General features: G+C 62.0%; 22 protein-coding genes. 8 read left to right on the forward strand and 14 right to left on the reverse strand.

Annotation, left to right across the window (positions count from 1 at the left end):
* Positions 1-26 precede the first annotated feature (26 nt).
* Positions 27-1,259 carry an MFS transporter gene (locus WDB91_RS03730; protein ID WP_339113821.1) on the forward strand — a complete coding sequence of 411 codons (1,233 nt, stop codon included), beginning with the start codon at positions 27-29 and terminating at the stop codon, positions 1,257-1,259.
* A gap of 31 nt (positions 1,260-1,290) precedes the next feature.
* On the opposite strand, the gene WDB91_RS03735 is transcribed toward WDB91_RS03730, so the two are convergent.
* The 4 genes from WDB91_RS03735 to WDB91_RS03750 all read right to left on the reverse strand — a co-directional run bounded on the left by WDB91_RS03735 (position 1,291) and on the right by WDB91_RS03750 (position 3,915).
* Entirely contained in the window at positions 1,291-1,947 is a 657-nt protein-coding gene (locus tag WDB91_RS03735) for an outer membrane beta-barrel protein (RefSeq protein WP_339113822.1), read from the reverse strand.
* Between the two features lie 21 nt (positions 1,948-1,968).
* A complete protein-coding gene (locus tag WDB91_RS03740) occupies positions 1,969-2,664 on the reverse strand; it encodes a phosphatase PAP2 family protein (RefSeq protein ID WP_339113823.1) in 696 nt (231 codons plus the stop codon).
* A gap of 76 nt (positions 2,665-2,740) precedes the next feature.
* Complete coding sequence (locus tag WDB91_RS03745; protein WP_339113824.1) at positions 2,741-3,616, reverse strand: SDR family oxidoreductase; 876 nt, start codon at positions 3,614-3,616, stop codon at positions 2,741-2,743.
* Positions 3,613-3,915 (reverse strand): SelT/SelW/SelH family protein, encoded by a 303-nt coding sequence (locus tag WDB91_RS03750; RefSeq protein ID WP_339113825.1) that lies wholly within the window; start codon positions 3,913-3,915, stop codon positions 3,613-3,615. Before WDB91_RS03750 ends, WDB91_RS03745 begins: the two co-directional genes overlap by 4 nt.
* A gap of 89 nt (positions 3,916-4,004) precedes the next feature.
* On the opposite strand from WDB91_RS03750, the gene ade reads away from it, so the two are divergent.
* From ade to WDB91_RS03770, 4 genes are all read left to right on the forward strand, one after another.
* The gene (gene ade, locus WDB91_RS03755) at positions 4,005-5,798 is read left to right on the forward strand and encodes an adenine deaminase (protein WP_339113826.1); all 1,794 of its coding nucleotides are present in this window, start codon (positions 4,005-4,007) and stop codon (positions 5,796-5,798) included.
* Positions 5,795-7,270, forward strand: a complete 1,476-nt coding sequence (locus tag WDB91_RS03760; protein ID WP_339113827.1) for an AMP nucleosidase — start codon at positions 5,795-5,797, stop codon at positions 7,268-7,270. Before ade ends, WDB91_RS03760 begins: the two co-directional genes overlap by 4 nt.
* Before the next feature lie 172 nt (positions 7,271-7,442).
* Positions 7,443-7,730, forward strand: coding sequence for an HU family DNA-binding protein (locus tag WDB91_RS03765; RefSeq protein WP_339113828.1), 288 nt, complete (start codon positions 7,443-7,445; stop codon positions 7,728-7,730).
* Positions 7,731-7,806: 76 nt separating this feature from the next.
* Positions 7,807-8,718, forward strand: coding sequence for a DMT family transporter (locus tag WDB91_RS03770; protein WP_339113829.1), 912 nt, complete (start codon positions 7,807-7,809; stop codon positions 8,716-8,718).
* A 26-nt stretch (positions 8,719-8,744) separates the two neighbouring features.
* On the opposite strand, the gene WDB91_RS03775 is transcribed toward WDB91_RS03770, so the two are convergent.
* The 4 genes from WDB91_RS03775 to WDB91_RS03790 form a co-directional block, all read right to left on the reverse strand.
* Entirely contained in the window at positions 8,745-9,320 is a 576-nt protein-coding gene (locus WDB91_RS03775; RefSeq protein WP_339113830.1) for a DUF4202 domain-containing protein, read from the reverse strand.
* Between the two features lie 35 nt (positions 9,321-9,355).
* A complete protein-coding gene (locus WDB91_RS03780; RefSeq protein ID WP_339113831.1) occupies positions 9,356-10,588 on the reverse strand; it encodes a lytic murein transglycosylase in 1,233 nt (410 codons plus the stop codon).
* A gap of 170 nt (positions 10,589-10,758) precedes the next feature.
* Entirely contained in the window at positions 10,759-11,130 is a 372-nt protein-coding gene (locus tag WDB91_RS03785) for a hypothetical protein (protein ID WP_339113832.1), read from the reverse strand.
* A 105-nt stretch (positions 11,131-11,235) separates the two neighbouring features.
* Positions 11,236-11,487 (reverse strand): GlsB/YeaQ/YmgE family stress response membrane protein, encoded by a 252-nt coding sequence (locus WDB91_RS03790; protein ID WP_339113833.1) that lies wholly within the window; start codon positions 11,485-11,487, stop codon positions 11,236-11,238.
* A gap of 194 nt (positions 11,488-11,681) precedes the next feature.
* Between WDB91_RS03790 and WDB91_RS03795 the strand changes: the two genes are divergently transcribed.
* The gene (locus WDB91_RS03795) at positions 11,682-12,290 is read left to right on the forward strand and encodes a hypothetical protein (protein ID WP_339113834.1); all 609 of its coding nucleotides are present in this window, start codon (positions 11,682-11,684) and stop codon (positions 12,288-12,290) included.
* A gap of 75 nt (positions 12,291-12,365) precedes the next feature.
* Here the strand turns inward: WDB91_RS03795 and dapD are convergent, their stop codons facing one another.
* Positions 12,366-13,193, reverse strand: coding sequence for a 2,3,4,5-tetrahydropyridine-2,6-dicarboxylate N-succinyltransferase (gene dapD / locus WDB91_RS03800; protein ID WP_339113835.1), 828 nt, complete (start codon positions 13,191-13,193; stop codon positions 12,366-12,368).
* A 140-nt stretch (positions 13,194-13,333) separates the two neighbouring features.
* Between dapD and WDB91_RS03805 the strand changes: the two genes are divergently transcribed.
* Entirely contained in the window at positions 13,334-14,182 is an 849-nt protein-coding gene (locus WDB91_RS03805; RefSeq protein WP_339113836.1) for an LOG family protein, read from the forward strand.
* Here WDB91_RS03805 and WDB91_RS03810 read toward each other — a convergent pair.
* The 4 genes from WDB91_RS03810 to rlmN all read right to left on the reverse strand — a co-directional run bounded on the left by WDB91_RS03810 (position 14,112) and on the right by rlmN (position 17,571).
* On the reverse strand, positions 14,112-14,906 hold the full coding sequence (locus WDB91_RS03810) for a gamma-glutamyl-gamma-aminobutyrate hydrolase family protein (RefSeq protein ID WP_339113837.1): 795 nt from the start codon (positions 14,904-14,906) through the stop codon (positions 14,112-14,114). The two genes, WDB91_RS03805 and WDB91_RS03810, sit on opposite strands and share 71 nt — an antisense overlap.
* Complete coding sequence (locus WDB91_RS03815; RefSeq protein ID WP_339113838.1) at positions 14,903-15,877, reverse strand: amidoligase family protein; 975 nt, start codon at positions 15,875-15,877, stop codon at positions 14,903-14,905. The genes WDB91_RS03810 and WDB91_RS03815 overlap by 4 nt, the downstream gene beginning before the upstream one ends.
* Before the next feature lie 63 nt (positions 15,878-15,940).
* Complete coding sequence (locus tag WDB91_RS03820) at positions 15,941-16,270, reverse strand: DUF3140 domain-containing protein (protein WP_339113839.1); 330 nt, start codon at positions 16,268-16,270, stop codon at positions 15,941-15,943.
* Between the two features lie 119 nt (positions 16,271-16,389).
* Positions 16,390-17,571: a 23S rRNA (adenine(2503)-C(2))-methyltransferase RlmN gene (gene rlmN, locus WDB91_RS03825; RefSeq protein ID WP_339113840.1), complete on the reverse strand. Its 1,182-nt coding sequence runs from the start codon at positions 17,569-17,571 to the stop codon at positions 16,390-16,392.
* Positions 17,572-17,785: 214 nt separating this feature from the next.
* Between rlmN and WDB91_RS03830 the strand changes: the two genes are divergently transcribed.
* The gene (locus tag WDB91_RS03830) at positions 17,786-18,886 is read left to right on the forward strand and encodes a Hint domain-containing protein (RefSeq protein ID WP_339113841.1); all 1,101 of its coding nucleotides are present in this window, start codon (positions 17,786-17,788) and stop codon (positions 18,884-18,886) included.
* Here WDB91_RS03830 and WDB91_RS03835 read toward each other — a convergent pair.
* Positions 18,846-19,370: an invasion associated locus B family protein gene (locus WDB91_RS03835; RefSeq protein WP_339113842.1), complete on the reverse strand. Its 525-nt coding sequence runs from the start codon at positions 19,368-19,370 to the stop codon at positions 18,846-18,848. The genes WDB91_RS03830 and WDB91_RS03835 overlap by 41 nt on opposite strands.
* Between the last annotated feature and the right edge of the window lie 178 nt (positions 19,371-19,548).

Raw genomic sequence — 19,548 nt, forward strand, 5'->3', positions numbered from 1 at the left:
AACCTGTCCGCAAGACAGGAGCCACCATGCATAACCAACGCCTTTTCACCCCGATCCTCGTCGGATCCGCCGTGATCTTGATGCTCAGCTTCGCCATCCGCGCAAGCTTCGGGGTCTTCCAGATCCCGATTGCCGAGGAATTCGACTGGCCCCGCGCGGAATTCTCGCTGGCGATCGCCATCCAGAATCTGTTCTGGGGCATCGGCCAGCCGATCTTCGGCGCCATTGCCGAGCGTTTCGGGGACCGCCGCGCCATCATTCTGGGCGCCTTCCTCTATGCAGGGGGGCTCGTCTTCTCGTCCTTCGCCACCACGCCGCTGCAACACCAGTTCCTCGAGACGCTGGTGGGCTTCGGCATCGCAGGCACGGGCTTCGGCGTCATCCTTGCCATCGTCGGGCGCGCCAGCTCCGACAAGAACCGCTCGCTGACGCTTGGTATCGCCACCGCGGCAGGCTCGGCAGGGCAGGTCTTCGGCGCGCCTCTGGCCGAGATCCTTCTGGCCTATATGAGCTGGCAGAGCGTCTTCCTGATCTTCGCGCTGATGATCCTTGCCACCCTGTCGCTGCTGCCCATGCTGCGCGCCCCCGAAGCCGCCAGCCCCGGCCCGAGCGAGAGCATGGGGCAAGTGCTGGGGCGGGCCTTCCGCGACCCGAGCTATTCGCTGATTTTCATCGGTTTCTTCTCCTGCGGCTACCAGCTGGGCTTCATCACCGCGCATTTCCCCGCCATGGTCACCGAGATGTGCGGCGCTATCGCTCCGGGCTCGATGCTCGCCAATCTCGGGATCGAGACCACTTCGGCGCTCGGTGCCGTCTCCATCGCCGTGATCGGTCTGGCCAATATCGCAGGCACCGTATTCGCAGGCTGGGCGGGCCATCGCTGGTCAAAGAAATATCTGCTCGCCGCCGTCTATCTGGGCCGGACCATCGCGGCAGGTGCCTTCATCCTCCTGCCCATCACTCCCGCCAGCGTGCTGATCTTCTCGCTGGTGATGGGTGCACTATGGCTGGCCACGGTGCCGCTCACCTCGGGGCTCGTCGCCCAGATCTACGGGCTGCGCTATATGGGCACGCTTTACGGGGTGGTGTTCTTCAGCCACCAGCTGGGCGCGTTTCTGGGTGTCTGGCTCGGCGGCAGGTTCTACGACATGTATGGCAATTACACCGCCGTGTGGTGGGTGGGCGTGGGGGTCGGGCTTTTGTCGGCCATCATCCACCTCCCCGTGCGCGAGCGCCCGCTGAACCTGCAATCCGCCTAAAAAGAAAGCCCCGCCTCAAGGCGGGGCTTTCTTAAAACCGGTAACTCACCCCGATATTCACCGCATTGGTGATGATATCGGTCTTCAGGCTGCCGCCGGTATCGAACTCCACATCATTGCGCGACCATGTCATCTGGTATTCGCCAAAGGCCGACCAGTTCGTGCTGATGGCATAGCTCACCCCTGCCCCCAGCCGTATCGCAGGACCACCCAGCTGATAGCCCCATGTGCGGTCATGTGCCGTCACCGTCTCCACATGCGGCACGGAGATCCCGATCCCGCCCAGCACATAGGGCGTGATCTCGGGCCGCCAGAGATCACGCCAGAGGCCGGGCCAGCGATACATGGCATTGATCGTCGCGATATTCTCGCCATCCGAGAACTCGAAATGCGACATGCCCGCCTTAGCGAGCGTGTCCTTATCGGCATAGACCTTGGTATGGGTGAACTCCGCACCCCAGCCGAAATTCGGATTTTCCCAGCGGGTCACCCGCGCGCCCCAATAATAGGGTTTGCTGAAGGATCTCCCCTCCCAACCTGCGGTGATGTAGCGGTCGCCCAGATCGATATGGTCCGAGATAGCGACCCCCGAACGCGGCGCCGATTGAGCGCCCGAATAGAGCGAGATCTCCGTCTCGGCCAGCGCCGGTGCGGATATGGAAAAACCGGCCATGAGGAGGCCGGCCATGACGCTATGTCGTCGCATGGATCAGATTACCTTTTCTGCTTTCCTGATCTGGAGACGCTTGCGCGACAGGGACTCGACACCCAACCCGACCTGCAGCCGGAGCCAGCGGCGGGTGCCCCGCGCCACCACCTTGCCACCCCGCGTGATGCCGCGTCCCATAGCGCGCAGCCCGCGCGCGATCCCGCGCCGCATGAAGCTGTCGCGCCGGAAGGCTCCGTTACAGAAGATGCCCCAGATCGCACCTGCCAGAACCTGCCAGATGTCATGGTTATGCGACTGGATGCGGCTCGCGCCGGTAAAGGCGGCAGCCAGAATGACCGCGCCCTTGGCCACGGGGCTCGACAGCAGGCAGCTGTTTACGAGGCTCGCAGCGCCGAACGTCGCGGTGGCGGTATGGCCCGAGGGGAAGCCAAAGGGCTTGCCATTGGGCCGCGTGTTGAGCGGAATATCCCCGAGAGAGCGTTTCGACCCGTGGATACCGGCAAAGAGCACCGCATAGCGGCCCAGATATTCCCAACCATTGCCATTGGCGATCTCGCAGCCCAGCGCCAGAACCGGCAGAGCGATCTGCAGGTGATCCCCGTAGCGCCGCGGCTCGGGCGGGCTGAGCGCCACGACGAGCGCCAGCACCACCATCACCAGAAAAGGCGCGCGGCGGGCGTGCAGACGGCTACGCCCCCATGACAGGGCCGAGAAGCGCAAAGGCGAGAGGATCATGGAGGTCTCCACAACGAAGGACGTTGCGGAGAGTTTTCAAAACCAACCTTACAGCCAGATGACAGGCGCCTGAAACTTATCCTTCGGACTGTTCCAGCAGCGCCTTCAGCCCCGTTTTGTAATCGGGATATTTCAGCGTCACGCCCAGCTCGTCCTTGATCCGGTCATTCTTCACCCGACGCGATTCGGAATAGAAGCTGCGCGCCATGGGCGACATGGAGGCTTCATCAAAGGCCACGACCGGCGGCTTGGGCATGCCCAGCAGCTCGGCAGCATAGGCCAGCACCTCGCCCGGATCGATGGGGCAATCATCGCAGACATTCCACGCCCCCGACAGATCGCGGCGCATGATCGCGGCATGGACCACCTGCGCGATATCCTCGACATGGATGCGCGAGAACACCTGTCCGGGCTTGTCGACAATCCGCGCTTTGCCCTGACGCACTTTTTCAAACGGCCCCCGGCCCGGACCATAGATCCCCGCCAGCCGGAACAGGTTCACCGGAATATCGGCGATCTGGCCCAGACGTGTCCACATCTCCTCGGCCTGCAGCCTTGCGCGGCCCCGCGCGGTCGAGGGCGTGCGCTCGGAATACTCATCGACCCAGCCGCCCTCACGGTCGCCATAGACCCCGATGGTGGACAGATAGCCCATCCATTCAAGCATCGGCGCATGGGCGATCTCCATCGCGGCACAGGCCAGAACGGGGTCCATCTGGTCCTCGCCCCGCTCGGGCGCGACCGAGGACAGGATATGCGTGACCTCCGCCAAAGGCAGCACCGACGGATCATCAGGCGCGGTCCAGATAATCGGCTTCACCCCCTGCGCCTCGGCCAGAGCCGCGCTTTCTTCCGTGCGGACAGTGCCATAGACCGTCCAGCCATTCTCGATGAGCGCAGGCGCGATGGCACGGGCCGAATAGCCATGGCCGATGGAAAGAAGGGTTTTCATGGCTTTGCCTCGCTGTGTTTGTCGATATGGCCCAGATCACGCCCGGGGAAGATCACGTCGCGGATGCGGCGCTTGATCTCCTTGGGTTCGGGGAAGCCGCCATCGCGCTTGCGTTCCCAGATCAGCTCGCCCTCCAGCCGGATCTCGTAGACACCGCCATAGCCGGGCACCAGCGCTACCTCGCCCAGATCCTCGGTGAAGGTCTGCAGAAGTTCCTGCGCCATCCATCCGGCCCGCAAAAGCCAGTTGCAACCGGTGCAATATGTGATCGAGATCTTGGGTTTTCGCATCTGTGTCATGTGCAAGATGTAGCGCGGACGAAACGTCAAAACAACGCGCGATGTTCGCACCATCTTGCGTTGTATCAAATCCGAATGCACAGTGGGACATGGATATGAACACACTGAAAACATGGCCCGAAGCCGCCACGCGCCTGATCGCCGTCGCCGCCGGGCGCGCGCCCGCCGATCTGGTGATCCGTCAGGGCAAATGGGTCAATGTCCACACCCGCGAGGTGCTGGACGGCCACGATATCGCGATTGCCGATGGCCGCATTGCGGCCATAGCCCCCGATCTGACAGCCTGCATAGGCCCTGAAACGGAGGTGATCGAGGCCAAGAGGCGCTTCATGCTGCCCGGGCTTTGCGACGCGCATATGCATATCGAGAGCGGGATGCTGACGCCTGCCGAATTTGCCGCAGCCGTCATCCCGCATGGCACCACCACCATGTTCACCGACCCGCACGAAATCGCCAATGTGCTGGGCCTTCAGGGCGTGCGGATGATGCATGACGAGGCAGCCCTGCAGCCGGTAAACATCTTCACCCAGATGCCCTCCTGCGCGCCCTCGGCTCCGGGGCTCGAGACCACGGGCTTCGAGATCTCGCCCGAAGATGTGGCCGAGGCCATGACATGGCCGGGCATCGTGGGCCTGGGCGAGATGATGAATTTCCCAGGCGTGGTGAATGCCGACCCCAAGATGCTGGCCGAGATCGCCGCAACCCAAGAGGCGGGCAAGACGGTGGGCGGGCATTATGCCTCCCCCGATCTGGGGGCGCCCTTCCGCGCCTATGTGGCGGGCGGGCCAGCCGATGACCACGAGGGCACCTGCGAGGCCGATGCCATTGCCCGTATGCGGCAGGGGATGCGCGCGATGGTTCGGCTCGGGTCTGCTTGGTATGATGTGGAAAGCCAGATCACGGCCATCACCGAGAAAGGTCTGGACCCGCGCAACTTCATCCTGTGCACCGATGACTGCCATTCGGGCACCTTGGTCAATGACGGCCATATGAACCGCGTCTACCGTCATGCGGTGGAGTGCGGGGCAGATCCTCTGGTGGCGCTGCAGATGTGCACAATCAACACCGCCACCCATTTCGGGCTGGAACGCGAGCTGGGCTCGATCACGCCCGGGCGGCGTGCCGATATCATCCTGTCCTCGGATCTGAAGACCCTGCCGGTAGACCATGTCATCGCCCGCGGCCAGACCGTGGCGATGGATGGCAAGCTGATGGTCGAGTGCCCGCATTACGACTGGCCGCCTGCGGCACGCCAGACGGTGAAGCTCGGCAAACGGCTCGAGGCCGATGATTTCATCATCACCGCTCCCGAGGGCGCCAATGAGGTCACCGCCCGCGTGATCGGGGTTGTGGAAAACCAAGCGCCTACCCGCGCACTGACCGCCACCCTGCCCGTCACCGAGGGCCGCGTGGAGGCGCATGGCGAGGTCGCCCAGATCGCGCTGGTCGAGCGGCACCGCGCCACCGGAAAGGTGACCAACGGCTTTGTCTCGGGCTTCGGCTATACGGGGCGGATGGCGATGGGCTCCACCGTGGCCCATGACAGCCACCATATGATCGTGGTGGGCACCGACCGCGAGATGATGGCCCTTTGCGCGAACCGCTTGGGCGAGATGGGCGGCGGGATTTCCGTCTGGAAGGATGGCGCCGAACTGGCCTCGGTGCCACTGCCCATTGCGGGGCTGATGTCGGATGATCCGGCCGCCACCGTGGCCAAGCGTGCCGATGCGATGGTGCAGGCCATGGCGGAATGTGGCTGCACCCTCAATAACGCCTATATGCAGCACAGCCTGCTGGCCCTTGTCGTGATCCCCGAGATCCGGATCTCTGACCTTGGCCTTGTGGATGTGACGAAATTCGAACTGACGGAGCTTTTTGAATGAGTGAGCGCCTAGAAATCCAGATGCCGGCCTCTGCGGAGCCTGAACTCTTTGACGATGCCGCCGCTGCCGTGGCCCGTGTCGAGGCGCTTTATGACGAGGCCACAAGCTTTCTCCTCGAGAAGTTCAACGCCACGCTCGAAAGCGGCAGGGCCGGCATGCGTTACCGCGCCTATTATCCGGAGGTCCGGATTACCGTGGCCTCGCATCTCAAGCATGACAGCCGGTTGAGCTTCGGCCATGTGCCGGTGCCGGGCACTTTCGCCACCACGATCACCCGGCCCGATCTCTTCCGCAACTATCTGACCCAGCAACTGGACCTGATGATCCGCAATCACGACATCAAGGTGCAGGTCGGCCCATCCGATACCGCGATGCCTGTGCATTTCGCGGTGGCCTCGCGCCCCGATGTCACGATCCCGCAGGAAGGCGCGCTGGATTTCTCGCTGCGTGACGTCTTCGACGTGCCCGATCTGGCCAATATGAACGATGATATCGTCAACGGCACCTTCACCATCGGCCCCGATGGCACCAAACCTCTGGCGCCGTTTACGGCCCAGCGTGTGGATTATTCTCTGGCGCGGCTCTCGCATTACACCGCCACCGCCGCCGACCATTTCCAGAACCATGTGCTGTTCACCAACTACCAGTTCTATGTGGACGAGTTCGAGAAGATGGCGCGCGAGAAACTGTCCGATCCGTCCTCGGGCTATACGAGCTTTGTCGCCCCCGGCAATTTCGAGATCACCGATCCACAGGGCGAGATCCCGGGTCTGGCCAAACTGCCGCAGATGCCCACCTACCACATGAAGAAACCCGATGGTCAGGGGATCACGCTGGTCAATATCGGGGTGGGGCCATCGAACGCCAAAACCGCGACCGACCATATCGCCGTGCTGCGCCCGCATGCCTGGCTGATGGTGGGCCATTGCGCGGGGCTGCGCAACTCGCAGAAACTGGGCGATTTCGTATTGGCCCATGCCTATCTGCGCGAGGATCACGTCCTTGATGACGATCTCCCGCTCTGGGTGCCGATCCCGCCGCTGGCAGAGATACAGGTGGCGCTACAGGATGCGGTGGCCGAGGTGACCAAGCTCGAAGGCTACGAGCTGAAGCGTATCATGCGCACCGGCACCGTGGCGAGCATCGACAACCGTAACTGGGAGCTGCGTGACCAGACCGGCCCCGTGCAACGGCTCAGCCAGTCCCGCGCGGTGGCGCTCGACATGGAAAGCGCCACGATCGCCGCCAACGGGTTCCGCTTCCGTGTGCCCTATGGCACGCTTCTATGCGTCTCCGACAAGCCGCTGCATGGCGAGCTGAAACTGCCCGGGATGGCGACCGAATTCTACCGCACACAGGTGGCCAACCACCTGCAGATCGGGGTGCGCGCAATGGAACTGATCTCGGATATGCCGCTCTCGCGTATCCATAGCCGGAAATTGCGCAGTTTCGAGGAAACCGCCTTCCTCTGAAGCGGCCCTGCCTTCGATCATGCAAAATTCATGGCCCGCGCGCGATTTTTCGCGCGCGGGATCCGAAAACCTCTTGCAGGCGGCCTGAAAACCGTGTGTTACAAGGCCCACGAGCGATTTTCGCGCCTGATAATTGATCCCGCAAAAGCGGGGCGACAAAGAGGAATATTTGATGTCGAAACCGATGACCAAAACCCAGCTGGTAACCGCGCTGGCAGAAACCATGGGTGCGGATAAGAAAACTGCATCGGCAGCTCTGGACGCGATCAGCGAAATCGTGACCAAAGAAGTTTCCGAAGGTGGTGCAGTTACCCTTCCGGGTCTGGGCAAGTTCATGTGCAAAGACCGCCCCGAGCGTCAGGTCCGCAATCCCGCAACCGGCGAGACCATGACCAAAGCGGCTGACCGTCAGGTTAAAGTCACCATCGCGAAAGCGCTGAAGGATTCGGTCAACGTCTGATCGGGTCGATAAACGACATCTCGAAGGGGGTCGCCGGTTATCGCGCGGCCCCCTTTCTGTTTGGAATGGATAGAGCATGGATATTCGGGCAATTCTGATGGGGCTGGCTTTTGCCCTGATGTGGTCCTCGGCCTTTACCTCGGCGCGGATCATCGTCACCGAAGCCCCGCCGATGGCCGCCCTCGCCGCACGCTTCCTCCTGTCGGGCGTGGTGGGCTGCGGGATCGCAGCGATGATGGGGCAGAGCATGAAGCTGACGGCGGTCCAATGGCGCGGCGTCATCATCTTCGGCCTGTGCCAGAACGCGATTTATCTGGGGCTCAACTTCATCGCCATGCAATGGGTGGGCGCCTCGGTCGCCTCGATCATCGCCTCGACCATGCCACTGATCGTGGCGGGGCTCAGCTGGATCGTTCTGCGCGACCGTATGAAGCCTCTGGGTCTTGCGGGCCTGATCCTCGGGATCGTGGGCGTTGCCATCATCATGGGGGCGCGGCTCTCGGGCGGGGTCAGCCCGATGGGCGTTGCTTTGTGCTTTGCGGGCGCGATGGCGCTCGCCGTGGCCACGCTCGCCGTGCGTGGAGCCACCTCGGGCGGCAATGTGCTGATGACGGTGGGGCTACAGATGTTCGTGGGTGCGGTGCCTCTGGCGATCCTGTCGGCCCTCTTCGAGCCGCATGACATCACCTATACGCCGCAGCTTGTAGTGGCATTCCTCTACACGGCACTGGTGCCGGGGGTGCTCGCGACCTTTGTCTGGTTCCTTCTGGTGGAGCGTATGGGAGCGGTGAAAGCCGCGACCTTCCATTTCCTCAACCCGTTCTTCGGGGTGGCGATCGCGGCGGTGATCCTGCACGAACCGCTGGGCGTGAGCGATTTTATCGGGGTGATCATCATCACCCTCGGCATCATTGCGGTGCAATATTCCAAGCGCAGCCCGTCACAGCTGAAACTGACCCCCACCATCGAGGAAAAAACGGCTGCCTGAGGCAGCCGTCCGCTCGGTCGGGGTTTTCAGATAAAAGCCTCGGCAAAGGCTGGCGGCATCTCGAAGGCCGCCAGAGCCTTCTCCCGTGCCTCGGGAGACATCTTGCGGGCGGTCTTCTGCACAATAGACAGAAGCTGGTCGGCCTCCTGCGTCTGTGCGAAATCGCCCAGATAATGGCGGATGAAGGTGAAGCAGATGATATCCTCCAGCGCCTGCACCTCCGCATCGCGCTTGAGACCTTCCTTGCGCAGCATCTTCTCGACCTGCGCCACATCCTCCTCGCCATAGCCTGCATCGGCCATGATGCCGCCCACGCGCGCCGCATGGCGGCGGCCCTGCTCGCGGCGCCATTCCAGATATCCGGCGCGGCCTTCGGGATAATCGCTGCGCGGCAGGGTCCAGCGCTCGATATGCTGGCCACGGGCCGCGATCTTCAGACGGTCGGAGGCGTCGGGGAACAGCCCCTCCTGCTCGGCGCTCATGCGCTGGCCATATAGCAACGCTGCAGGCTGGCCGTCCTCAAGGGTGGGGTCTTGGGCATTCGCGGCATCAATGGCAGCAAAGGCCGTCTGTAGCGGGGCAGTCACGGGCGAGGATGTCATGGCGGGCTCCTGATTGGTCCCGCCATGAAAGCGCGTTAGCGCAGCGTCTGCAAGAGCTCGAGCGTGGGATAGCCGTCAGGCGACAGCCCCGCCGAGCGTTGATAGGCCACGATCGCCTCGGTGGTATTGGCCCCGATCTTGCCATCGGTCCCCTGCGTATCGAAACCGCGTGCGGTCAGGCGCTCCTGCAGTTCGACTTTCTGCGCCTGCGTCAGGGGTTTGCCGGTGCGCGGCCAGTCCTGCACAAACGGCCCCTTGCCCGCGATACGGTCAGCAAGATGGCTCACGCCCAGCGCGTAGCTATCGGCGTTGTTGTAGCGCAGGATCGCGCGGAAATTGCCCGAGATCAGGAAGGCCGGCCCTTTGGCCCCCGCCGGCACGATGATCGATGTCGGCCCCATATCGGGCAGGCTGCGGCCATTCGCATCACGCACACCCAGCGCCGCCCATTCGGACGCCGATTTACGGGTGCCCTTGCCGGTCAGACCGTAATTGAAGCCTGCGGGCAGAACCACTTCGCGCCCCCATTCCACGCCCCGCTGCCAGCCCGATTTCGCCAGATAGGAGGCGGTGGAGGCCAGCGCATCGGTGGGATCGCTCGACCAGATATCGCGGCGGCCATCGCCAGTAAAATCGACCGCATAGGTCAGATAGGAGGTCGGGATGAACTGGGTATGCCCCATCGCCCCCGCCCACGAGCCGGTCATATGCGCGGCATCGATATCGCCCGCATCGATAATCTGGAGCGCGGCGATCAGCTGCTTGGCAAAGAACTCGCCGCGGCGCCCGTCATAGGCGAGCGTCGCCAGAGACGGGATCACCGCCATCTTGCCACGATTGGCGCCATAATTGGATTCCATCCCCCAGACGGCCACGACCACCTCTTTGGGTACACCATAGCGCGCCTCGATCTGGGTCAGGGCCGCGCGGTTTTCCGAAAGCACGGCACGGCCATTGCTCACACGGGTGTCAGAGACGGCACTGTCGAGATAATCCCAGATCGACTTGGTGAACTCGGACTGGTAGCGGTCGCGCTCGATCACCTTGGGGTTATATTTGATACCCCGGGTGGCGCGATCCCATGTCCCGGCCGAGATCCCGTTCGAAAGGGCGCGCGCGCGGAAGTTGTTCACCCATGCTTCGAAACGGGCCTGTGTCGCAGGATCGGTATCCGGCACCGGATCGGCGACCGGATCGGCCCCGCGCATCAGCGGGCGGGGCGAGACCTCGACCGGCCCCGCACAGGCCGAGAGGCTGGAAAAAGCCATCAGGGAAATCAAAGTCACTTTAGCGGCGCGATACATGGGCGTCCCTTTTATCTGCTCGGAAATGCGGCTTCGCGCCGCCTTCCCTACAGTGTAGCAGGCCGCCGATAGGTTGCAATGAAGCCGCTGTGATCGAGTGTGAATTTCCTCGAGCCCAGCAGCTTTCCGCCGCCTCAGCTGTCTTTGTAGAACGGTGTCATCTGCGCCACGATGACCGAATTCTCGTCAAGCGCCCGCTGCATCAGAGCGCGCTCGTCTTCGCTCACCTCATGGCCCTGTGCCTCGCGCTCGGCCAGCGTGCCGTAGCTGTTGACATCAAGCGGTGCCAGCTCGGCCTGCTTCAGGATGGCGACGGTTTCACGCACCGCCTCGGCCTCGTCCACGCCGGACGCAAAGCACATCAGTGCACCGCCGGTAGCCCCTTTGGGCAGCCCGTCATTGGCACAGCGCCCGACCTCGACGACCAGAGTATAGACCTCCTGCGGGCGTTTGGGCTTTTTGATCCCGGCTTTGTCGGCGGGCTTGTCGGCGGGGGTATCTGGCATGATGGCGCTCCTTTGCTCCCGCTTAGAAAGCGCGCGCCCTGCCGTCAAACGAAAAAACCTGCCCCGAGGGGCAGGCTCTTCCGAGACAATGAGGTGCAGCGCAGGTTATGCGCGGCGGATCATGCGGTAACCGCCGATCAGGATGCAGGCACCGATGACACCCACGATCAGCTGACCGATCCAGCCACCCAGCGTGGTGCCGACGATCGCGACGAGGATGAAGTTGAGCACGACAGCGCCGACGATCCCCAGAACGATGTTCATCAGCAGGCCCATATCCGAATGCATCAGCTTCTCAGCGATCCACCCTGCAAGGCCACCCACGATAATTGCGGCAATCCAACCAAGTCCGGCCATGTGTTTACTCCATGCTTAATGCGTTTGGAGGCACAACACCGCATACCGAGATCGGGTTCCGTGAAATCGTAAAAACCTGTAACTATCGGCATGCGTCGTTCCCGGGCTCCTTTATAATATACAAAAATCTTGCATGATTGACCTATTCTAATGATACTGTCGGCCAAGAGATGATCGATATTGGAGAAGCTCATATGCTTTTCACGGAAGAATTCACGCAAAATCAGGCTCTTCCGGCACTGTCAGGCCATCTGCAGGCACTGCCCACCGAAACAGCACTGACCAGTGCGATCATCATCGACCGCGAGAGGCAGGTCGTGGCCGCCCACCGGCAGGGTCTGGCCCTGCCAGACCATGGCTTTGTCGAGAAATGTTCCCGCGCATGGCGTGATGTCTTGATGGGCGTTGATGGCGAGATGGCCCGCAACTGTGTGGATCTGGCCTTCTCGGGCCAGCGCTGCGCGTTCGAGACGGTCTGGCAGGGTCCGGGCTATGAGACCTCATGGTCCATCACCCTGATCCCGCTGAAAAACCGCGAGGAGACGGTCTCCAATATCCTCGTATGCGCCACCCGCCTGACCGCAGAAAGCCTTCCCGATCCGCAGCAGGATCTGCAAGAGATCGCCCATACGCTTGCCAATATCACCACCGTGATCGGATGCGGTGCCAAAATGCTGCGCCGGAACGGAGCGCTGGACGAGTCGTTGAAAGAGAATATCGCCGCGGGGCTGGAAGACTCTGCCCAAAAGGCCGAGGAAGCGCTGATCCGTCTGCGCCAGATCATCGGGAGCTGCGCGCAATAAACGCCTGCCTGCCCCGACCGCACTAAAAAAGGGCCGCTCCGCAGAGCAGCCCTTTTTCTGTTAGCTGTCCCGCGATCAGTCGCGCAGCAGTTCGTTCACACCGGTTTTCGAGCGGGTCTTCTCGTCCACGCGCTTCACGATAACCGCGCAGTAGAGATGCACGCCGTTTTTCGACGGCATCGAACCCGACACGACCACCGAATAGGGCGGCACTTCGCCATACATCACTTCGCCGGTCTCGCGATCCACGATCTTGGTCGACTGGCCGATATAGACACCCATGCCCAGAACCGAGCCTTCGCGGACGATCACGCCCTCGACAACCTCGGACCGCGCACCGATGAAGCAGTTATCCTCGATGATGGTCGGGCCGGCCTGCATGGGCTCGAGCACGCCACCGATGCCGACGCCGCCCGAGAGGTGCACGCCTTTCCCGATCTGGGCGCAGGAGCCGACGGTGGCCCAGGTGTCGACCATGGTGCCTTCATCGACATAGGCGCCGAGGTTCACGAAGGAGGGCATCAGGACCACGCCCTTGGCGATATAGGCCGAGCGGCGCACGACACAGTTCGGCACCGCGCGGAAGCCTGCGGCTTTCCACTGGTTCTCGCCCCAGCCTTTAAACTTGCTGTCGACCTTGTCCCACCAGCCGCTGCCTTGCGGGCCGCCTTCGTGGATTTCCATGTCTTTCAGACGGAAGCCCAGCAGCACGGCTTTCTTCGCCCATTGGTTCACATGCCAGCTACCATCTGCCTGTTTCTCGGCCACGCGCAGCGCGCCGGAATCGAGAGCGTTGAGGGTATCGGTGATGGCTTCACGGGTCTCGCCGGTGGTTGCGGGCGTGATCGTGTCGCGGGTCTCCCAAGCGGCTTCGATCGCCGCTTCAAGCTGTGCATTCGACATGGTCTTCTCCAAGCATTTCTGTTCGGGTCACGTAATGCCAGCGGTTTTGGAAATTCTCAATGCCAAACCGTTATCCTGCGACACTGGCGAAGCCTTCATAAACCGCCTAGATTCAGTGCAACCAGTGACAGGAGTTCCCCATGGCCACCGATTACAACCCCGACTTTCCAGAGCCCCATAACTCGACGCTGCGCGACAGCGCCGAGGATGCGCGCTTTGCCGAGCGGGTGCCGGACACGCCGCAGACACGCTCGCCTGCCTATAAACTCGCCTTTACCGACAAGGACTTCCTCATGCGCGAGGAGTTGCGCCCCGTGCGGCTGCAGCTCGAGCTTCTCAAACCCGAACTTGTCATGGACGAGCGCGGGATCACCTCGACGGTGGTAATGTTCGGCGGCGCGCGCATCCCCTCGCCCGAGAAGAAGGATACCGCCAAGACGCCCTACCTGGGTGAGCTCACGAAATATTACGCCGAGGCCGAACGTTTTGCCGAGCTGGTCACCGCCCGCTCGCTGGCGGCCTATGGCCGCGAGCTGGTGGTCTGCACCGGCGGCGGTCCGGGGGTAATGGAGGCCGGTAACAAGGGCGCGCATAAGGCAGGGGGCGAATCCATCGGCCTCAATATCCTCTTGCCGCATGAACAGGCCCCCAATGCCTATGTCACGCCCTCGCTCTCGTTCAACTTCCACTATTTCGCGATCCGCAAGATGCATTTCCTGATGCGGGCGGCAGCGGTGGTCGTCTTCCCCGGTGGTTTCGGCACGCTCGACGAGATGTTCGAGACGCTGACCCTGATCCAGACCAAACGCATGAAGCGGGTGCCCTTCATCCTCTTTGGCGAGGAGTTCTGGAAAAAGATCATCAACTGGGAGGCGCTGGCCGAGGCCGGCACCATCGCGCGCGACGATCTGGATCTGATCACTTTCGTGGAAACCGCCGAAGAGGCGATGGCGGCGCTTGACGGGTTCCAGCCCGATTGCGAGTGCTGATGGCCGCTTGGGGTTTCAGCGCCTCGGCGCTGACCTCCTCGAGCTGGGCGCGGTCCTCGCAGCAGGCGCGGGCCGCCGCCACCAGCGCGCGGAACAGCGCCCGCTGGCGGCGGGCATAGGTCAGGTATTCGGGGTGCCACTGCACACCCAAGGCAAAGGGTTCGGACACCCGCTCGATCGCCTGCACCATGCCCGAGGGGTCGCGTGCGGCCACCACCAGCCCCTCGCCCAAGCGGTCTACCGCTTGGGAATGGAGCGCATTGACCCGCATCGGCGCCGTGCCAGCCAGCTGCGCAAGGCGGGTGTTGTCCACCACCTGCACGTCTTTCTTGGGCAGAAGGGTCGAATGTTTGCGCGCGCCGTAATGGCTATAGGCGTCCTGATGCAGGTTGCCACCCAGAGCCACATTCAGCATCTGCGAGCCGCGACAGATCCCCAGCACAGGCTTTCCCAGCCCGAAAGCCTGCGCCACAAGCCCCGCCTCCAGCGCATCGCGCGCAGGATCCAGCACAGCGGTGGTGACCAGCTCGCCCCCGTAAAGCTCGGGCGAAATATCATCGCCGCCCCCCACGATAACGCCGTCCACCGATGCCGCATCGGCCTCGTCGCCCGCGCTCCAGCGGATGGAGCGGCCACCGGCCAGCCACACGCCGAAGGCAATGAAGGGGAACACACGCCAGCCGGTTTTCACCGAGGTCGTCACGCCGATCAGCGGTCGTCTCATGCAATCAGGCCCGCCCCGCGCAAAATCGCGCCAACCCGTTCGGGCCAGCCAAGTCCGAGGAAATTCATCCCCGAATGCTCCTTCTCCCAATCACGGCACAACCGGCGCATCACGGCATCATTACCGGCCACCGTCTCCACCAGCCACCAGCGGCGCCATTCGTAATCCAGCGACCAGTCTGGGTCGGAAATGCGGCAATCGGGCAGACGGAAATGGAAGGCGGGGCGCGGTTTCACCGTGCCGCCCTTGCCATCCGTCGCCGCGATGATCTCGGGATGGAGCTCCACGAAGACCGGCAGCATATCCAGCCCGTGATTACGCGACAGAGTGGCCTCACGATAGGCGCGCACTACATCGGGCAGACTGGCATCCATGCCCAGCTCCACCAAATGGCGCACCAGTTTTTCGGGATAGCGGTCGGTAAAGGGCAACGCCTGCCGCGTCGTCTCGATCGGCAGGGCGCGGCGCATCCACGGCTCCAGAAGCGCATAGGCCAGGAGCGGACGCACCACCTGATCTGGCCCGGCAATTGCCGGGTTGAAATGGATCCCGAACCCGTAGACTGCGCTCGCCTCGCTGCCCAGCGCCCCATGTTCGCGCAGCATGGACATGAACTCCGACAACTCGGCCATCTGGTCGAGCTTCAGCGGCTGGGTCACGATCTCGACAGGCACCACCTCGCGCCCGATCTTCATCCCCAGATCGCGCAAAGGGCCGGAGAGCGTTTTGCGCAGAGCGATATCAAGATAGATCTCGAGATCCCCGATCCGGCTGCCACGCACGTCCCAATCCGCACCATCCGTTTGATGCGCCTCGCCACCAAAAAACTCGGCGGCAAGTTTCGCGGTGCGGGCCTCGTCGAGGCCCGAGAACTCGATCTCCACCCCGATCCGGCGGGCTTTGCCATCCGGCGTCCGCATCTGCGGTAAAAGGGCAAACTGTTCGGGGGCGGCAATGGTCACATCGGTCATGGGGGTCTCCGTCATGGACTGCCAACGCAGCGGATCACGGGAATGTTCCCCCGATGTGACGCCTCAATAGCGCAGAGGATCATGTCCGTAATTCATCAGCGCATAACGCCATGCGGTTTGGGCGGCAGCGTCCGAAGGGCGGCCTGCGGCAAGTGACCGCTCGATATCGAAGGTGATCTCGCGCATCTTGGCCCATTCGGCTGCGGTCAGGTCGGTGGGTTTCAACCGTGCCAGCTCCAGCACCTTCAACGCGGTTAACTGGCTGTTCCGGCCCACCATCGCACAGGCACTGCGGCTTTCCTCGGTCTCGAGCCACGCCTCCAGCTCGGCGGGGCTCATGTTCATCAGATCATGCCAATCGTCGAGAATATCGCGCTGTTCGGTCCGCGTCATTGTCCGCTCCATCCATTATTGATGGGGCCAAAACGCTGCGTTGCCGCGTGCGGTTCCTGACAGGTTCACACAACCCTCATACAGAACGGAAAAGGCCGCCCCGATGGGCGGCCTTTTGCTCAAAGCCCTGCTTCGGACTCGATTTCCTTGCGGGATTTGCGGGCCCGCTCGGTCGCGGATTTCAGCTGGCCACAGGCGGCCATGATATCCTCGCCACGCGGCGTTCGGATCGGCGAGGCATAGCCCGCCTTGTAGATGATATCGGCAAAACGCTCGATCCGCTCCCAATCCGAGCGTTGATAGGGCGCACCGGGCCATTCGTTGAACGGGATCAGGTTGATCTTGGCAGGAATGCCCTTGATCAGGTTCACCAGACGGCGCGCATCCGCATCGGTATCGTTCACATCCTTCAGCATCACATATTCGAAGGTGATGCGTTCCGAATTGGACAGGCGCGGATACTCCCGCAGCGCATCCAGAAGCGTCTCGATATTCCAGCGCTTGTTGATCGGCACCAGCTTGTTGCGCACCTCGTCGGTGGTGGCATGGAAACTGATCGCCAGAAGACAGCCGATTTCCTCGGCGGTCTTGGCAATCTCCGGCACCACACCCGAGGTCGAGAGGGTGATCCGGCGGCGCGAGAGCGAGAGCCCCTCACCATCCATCACGACCTTCATCGCATCGCGGACATTGTCGAAGTTATACAGAGGCTCGCCCATGCCCATCAGCACGACATTCGACACAAGGCGCTGTTCGTTTTTCGGCGAATTCTGCTCGGGCCATTCGCCCAGATCATCGCGCACCAGCATCAGCTGGCCCACAATCTCGCCTGCAGTCAGGTTGCGCACCAGTTTCTGCGTGCCGGTATGGCAGAACGAGCAGGTCAGCGTGCAGCCCACCTGGCTTGACACGCAGAGCGTGCCGCGGCCCTCTTCGGGGATATAGACGGCCTCGACCTCATGCCCGCCCTGAATGCGCAGCAGATATTTACGGGTGCCGTCTTCCGAGATCTGGCGCGTGACCACCTCGGGCAGACGGATCTCGAACTTTGCCTCCAGCATCTCGCGATAGGCTTTGGCCAGATTGGTCATGGCGTGGAAATCGCGCACACCCCAGTAATAGACCCATTGCCAGATCTGGCCCTCACGCATCTTCGCCTGCTTCTCGGGCGTGCCAGCCTCGATCAGCGCCGCGCGCAGCTGCGGGCGGGTCAGACCGACAAGATTGATCTTGTCGGATTTGAGGTCTTTGCGCGGGATCGTCAGCACGTCCTGCGTGATCGGTGCGGATGCGTCGGTCATGGCGATTTCCTGAAAATGAGTGGCCCCTATACAGGATTCGCAGAAAAAAACAAATACCAAAGGCAGCCGCGGCGTCCCGCTTCCTACAAGGCCGCCCTGTGCCACATGCAAAAGTATCCGAGTATCATAAACCATTCGTTATCTTTGTAGGAAGATCATCAACCCAAGGAAGACTCATCTACGCCACATCAACCCTGACGTTTATCACTCACCGATGCCAATAGTTTCCCAACAGACCTATAATGGTGGGCTCGTCCTGAATGATCTGATGAGCTCGAACCAGACAATCCTTCTGGGCAATTTCGGCGCACTACAGACCGGTCAAACCCTTACGGACGAGGACCATTTGCTGACCGTTGGCGAGACCTTCATCTCCGGCGGCAAGACATTGACCATGATCGGTTCGGGGCTGGCCCAGCCCGGCGTCAGTTTCATGAGTGTCATCATACCGACTGGCACAGCTGTCGATCTGATCATCGCGCACGATGCGGGCGGACAAATCTATTTCATCTATCCCGACGGTGCCCCCAATCTGACCGGCGCCATTGCACTCGTGGTCGATGCGGCGCCGGTCGGCTACAATATTCAAAGCCAGAGCATTTTGTGTATCGACAGTCATGCCTTTATCCGTGCGTGCGGGCGGGACCGTCCGATTGCATCCCTACGCGTAGGTGATCTGGTCGATACACAAGATAACGGGCCGCAAAGGGTCCTCTGGATCGGCACCAGCCTGCTCCGACCGAGGCGCGATCCGGTCGTCAGGGTGCCACGACACCATTTCGATACGCATCGTCCCTATCATCCGCTCCATCTCTCGCCGCAGCACAGGCTGGCCCTCAGCGGTCCGCACCCCGATCTGCCGCATTTCCTGACCGCCGCCAAACATGGCTGCCATCCCGATATCTGCGCCCTGCGCGACTGTCCCCACCGTCGCGCGTGCAACGCCGGCCGGACCGACCAGCAGATCCGTGTGACCTCGACGGCCAAAGCAGTCGAAATGCGGAATATCCTGTTACCGAAACACAGCATCCTTTTCGTGAATGGTGCGACGGTAGAAAGCCTGTTTCCGGGCGCAGAAGTGATCAAGACCCATCCCGAGCTGCACGGCATGTCCGATCCGCAGCCCGCCCTCCCCGTGCTCCGTCCGGGAGAGGCGCGCAGACTGCTTCGCCAGTCACGCAAAGGTCAGCCCGCTGCCAGCAAGGCCGCCCCTGACACCGCGCATGAAAAAACGGGCCTCGACGGGCCCGTTTCAAATCACAGTCAGCAACCGCTTATTTGCAGCGGCTCTCCGCTTCGCCCATCGCAGCGGTAAAGCCCATCAGCGAGAAGGTATCCTTGGTCTGCGTGCCGCGACCCGAGTGGCCGGTCAGCGTGACATCGGCACCGGCTTTCAGCGCAGCGATGATCTTTTTATCCTCATCAGCGGAGCCCGCCCATGCGCCTTCGCCATCGGTGAACAACGTGAACTTCTTGCCGCCCACATCCATATCAACGGTCGAGCCGCCCTCGAACGGGTAGCCGCCCATGAAGGAGATCTCGGGCTGTTTGCCCGGACGGTAGGTCACGAACAGGAGGATATCACCGCGGCGCACCTGCACCGGCTGGCCATCCTTGCTGTTGACGGTCGTCTTGGGGGCAGACACGCCCCAGCATTCCTTTGGATTGCCCTCGACAAAGACGCTCCAGTCGGTTTCGGCGGCAACACGGTTGGTCGTCTCTTGCGCGACGGCGGGCAGGCTCATGGCTGCGCAGGTCATCGCGGCGGCAACAGTGCTGCGCAGAACGGAATTCATCATAGATACAGCCTCCAGCTGCTTGGTGCCTCGGTTCCGCCAGAACGGCTTATGCTCTTTATTCTCAGCGCGAAACGTAATTGAACTCGATCTGGGGATAATAGCGCAGAATTGACCTGACAGGAAAGCCCCTGTTACCGGATTTCACATCATTGTTGGAAATCTCCCGCAAATCCCCCTC

Origin of the sequence: Thioclava sp. GXIMD2076 (genome assembly GCF_037949795.1) — a bacterium.
GTDB lineage: Bacteria > Pseudomonadota > Alphaproteobacteria > Rhodobacterales > Rhodobacteraceae > Thioclava > Thioclava kandeliae.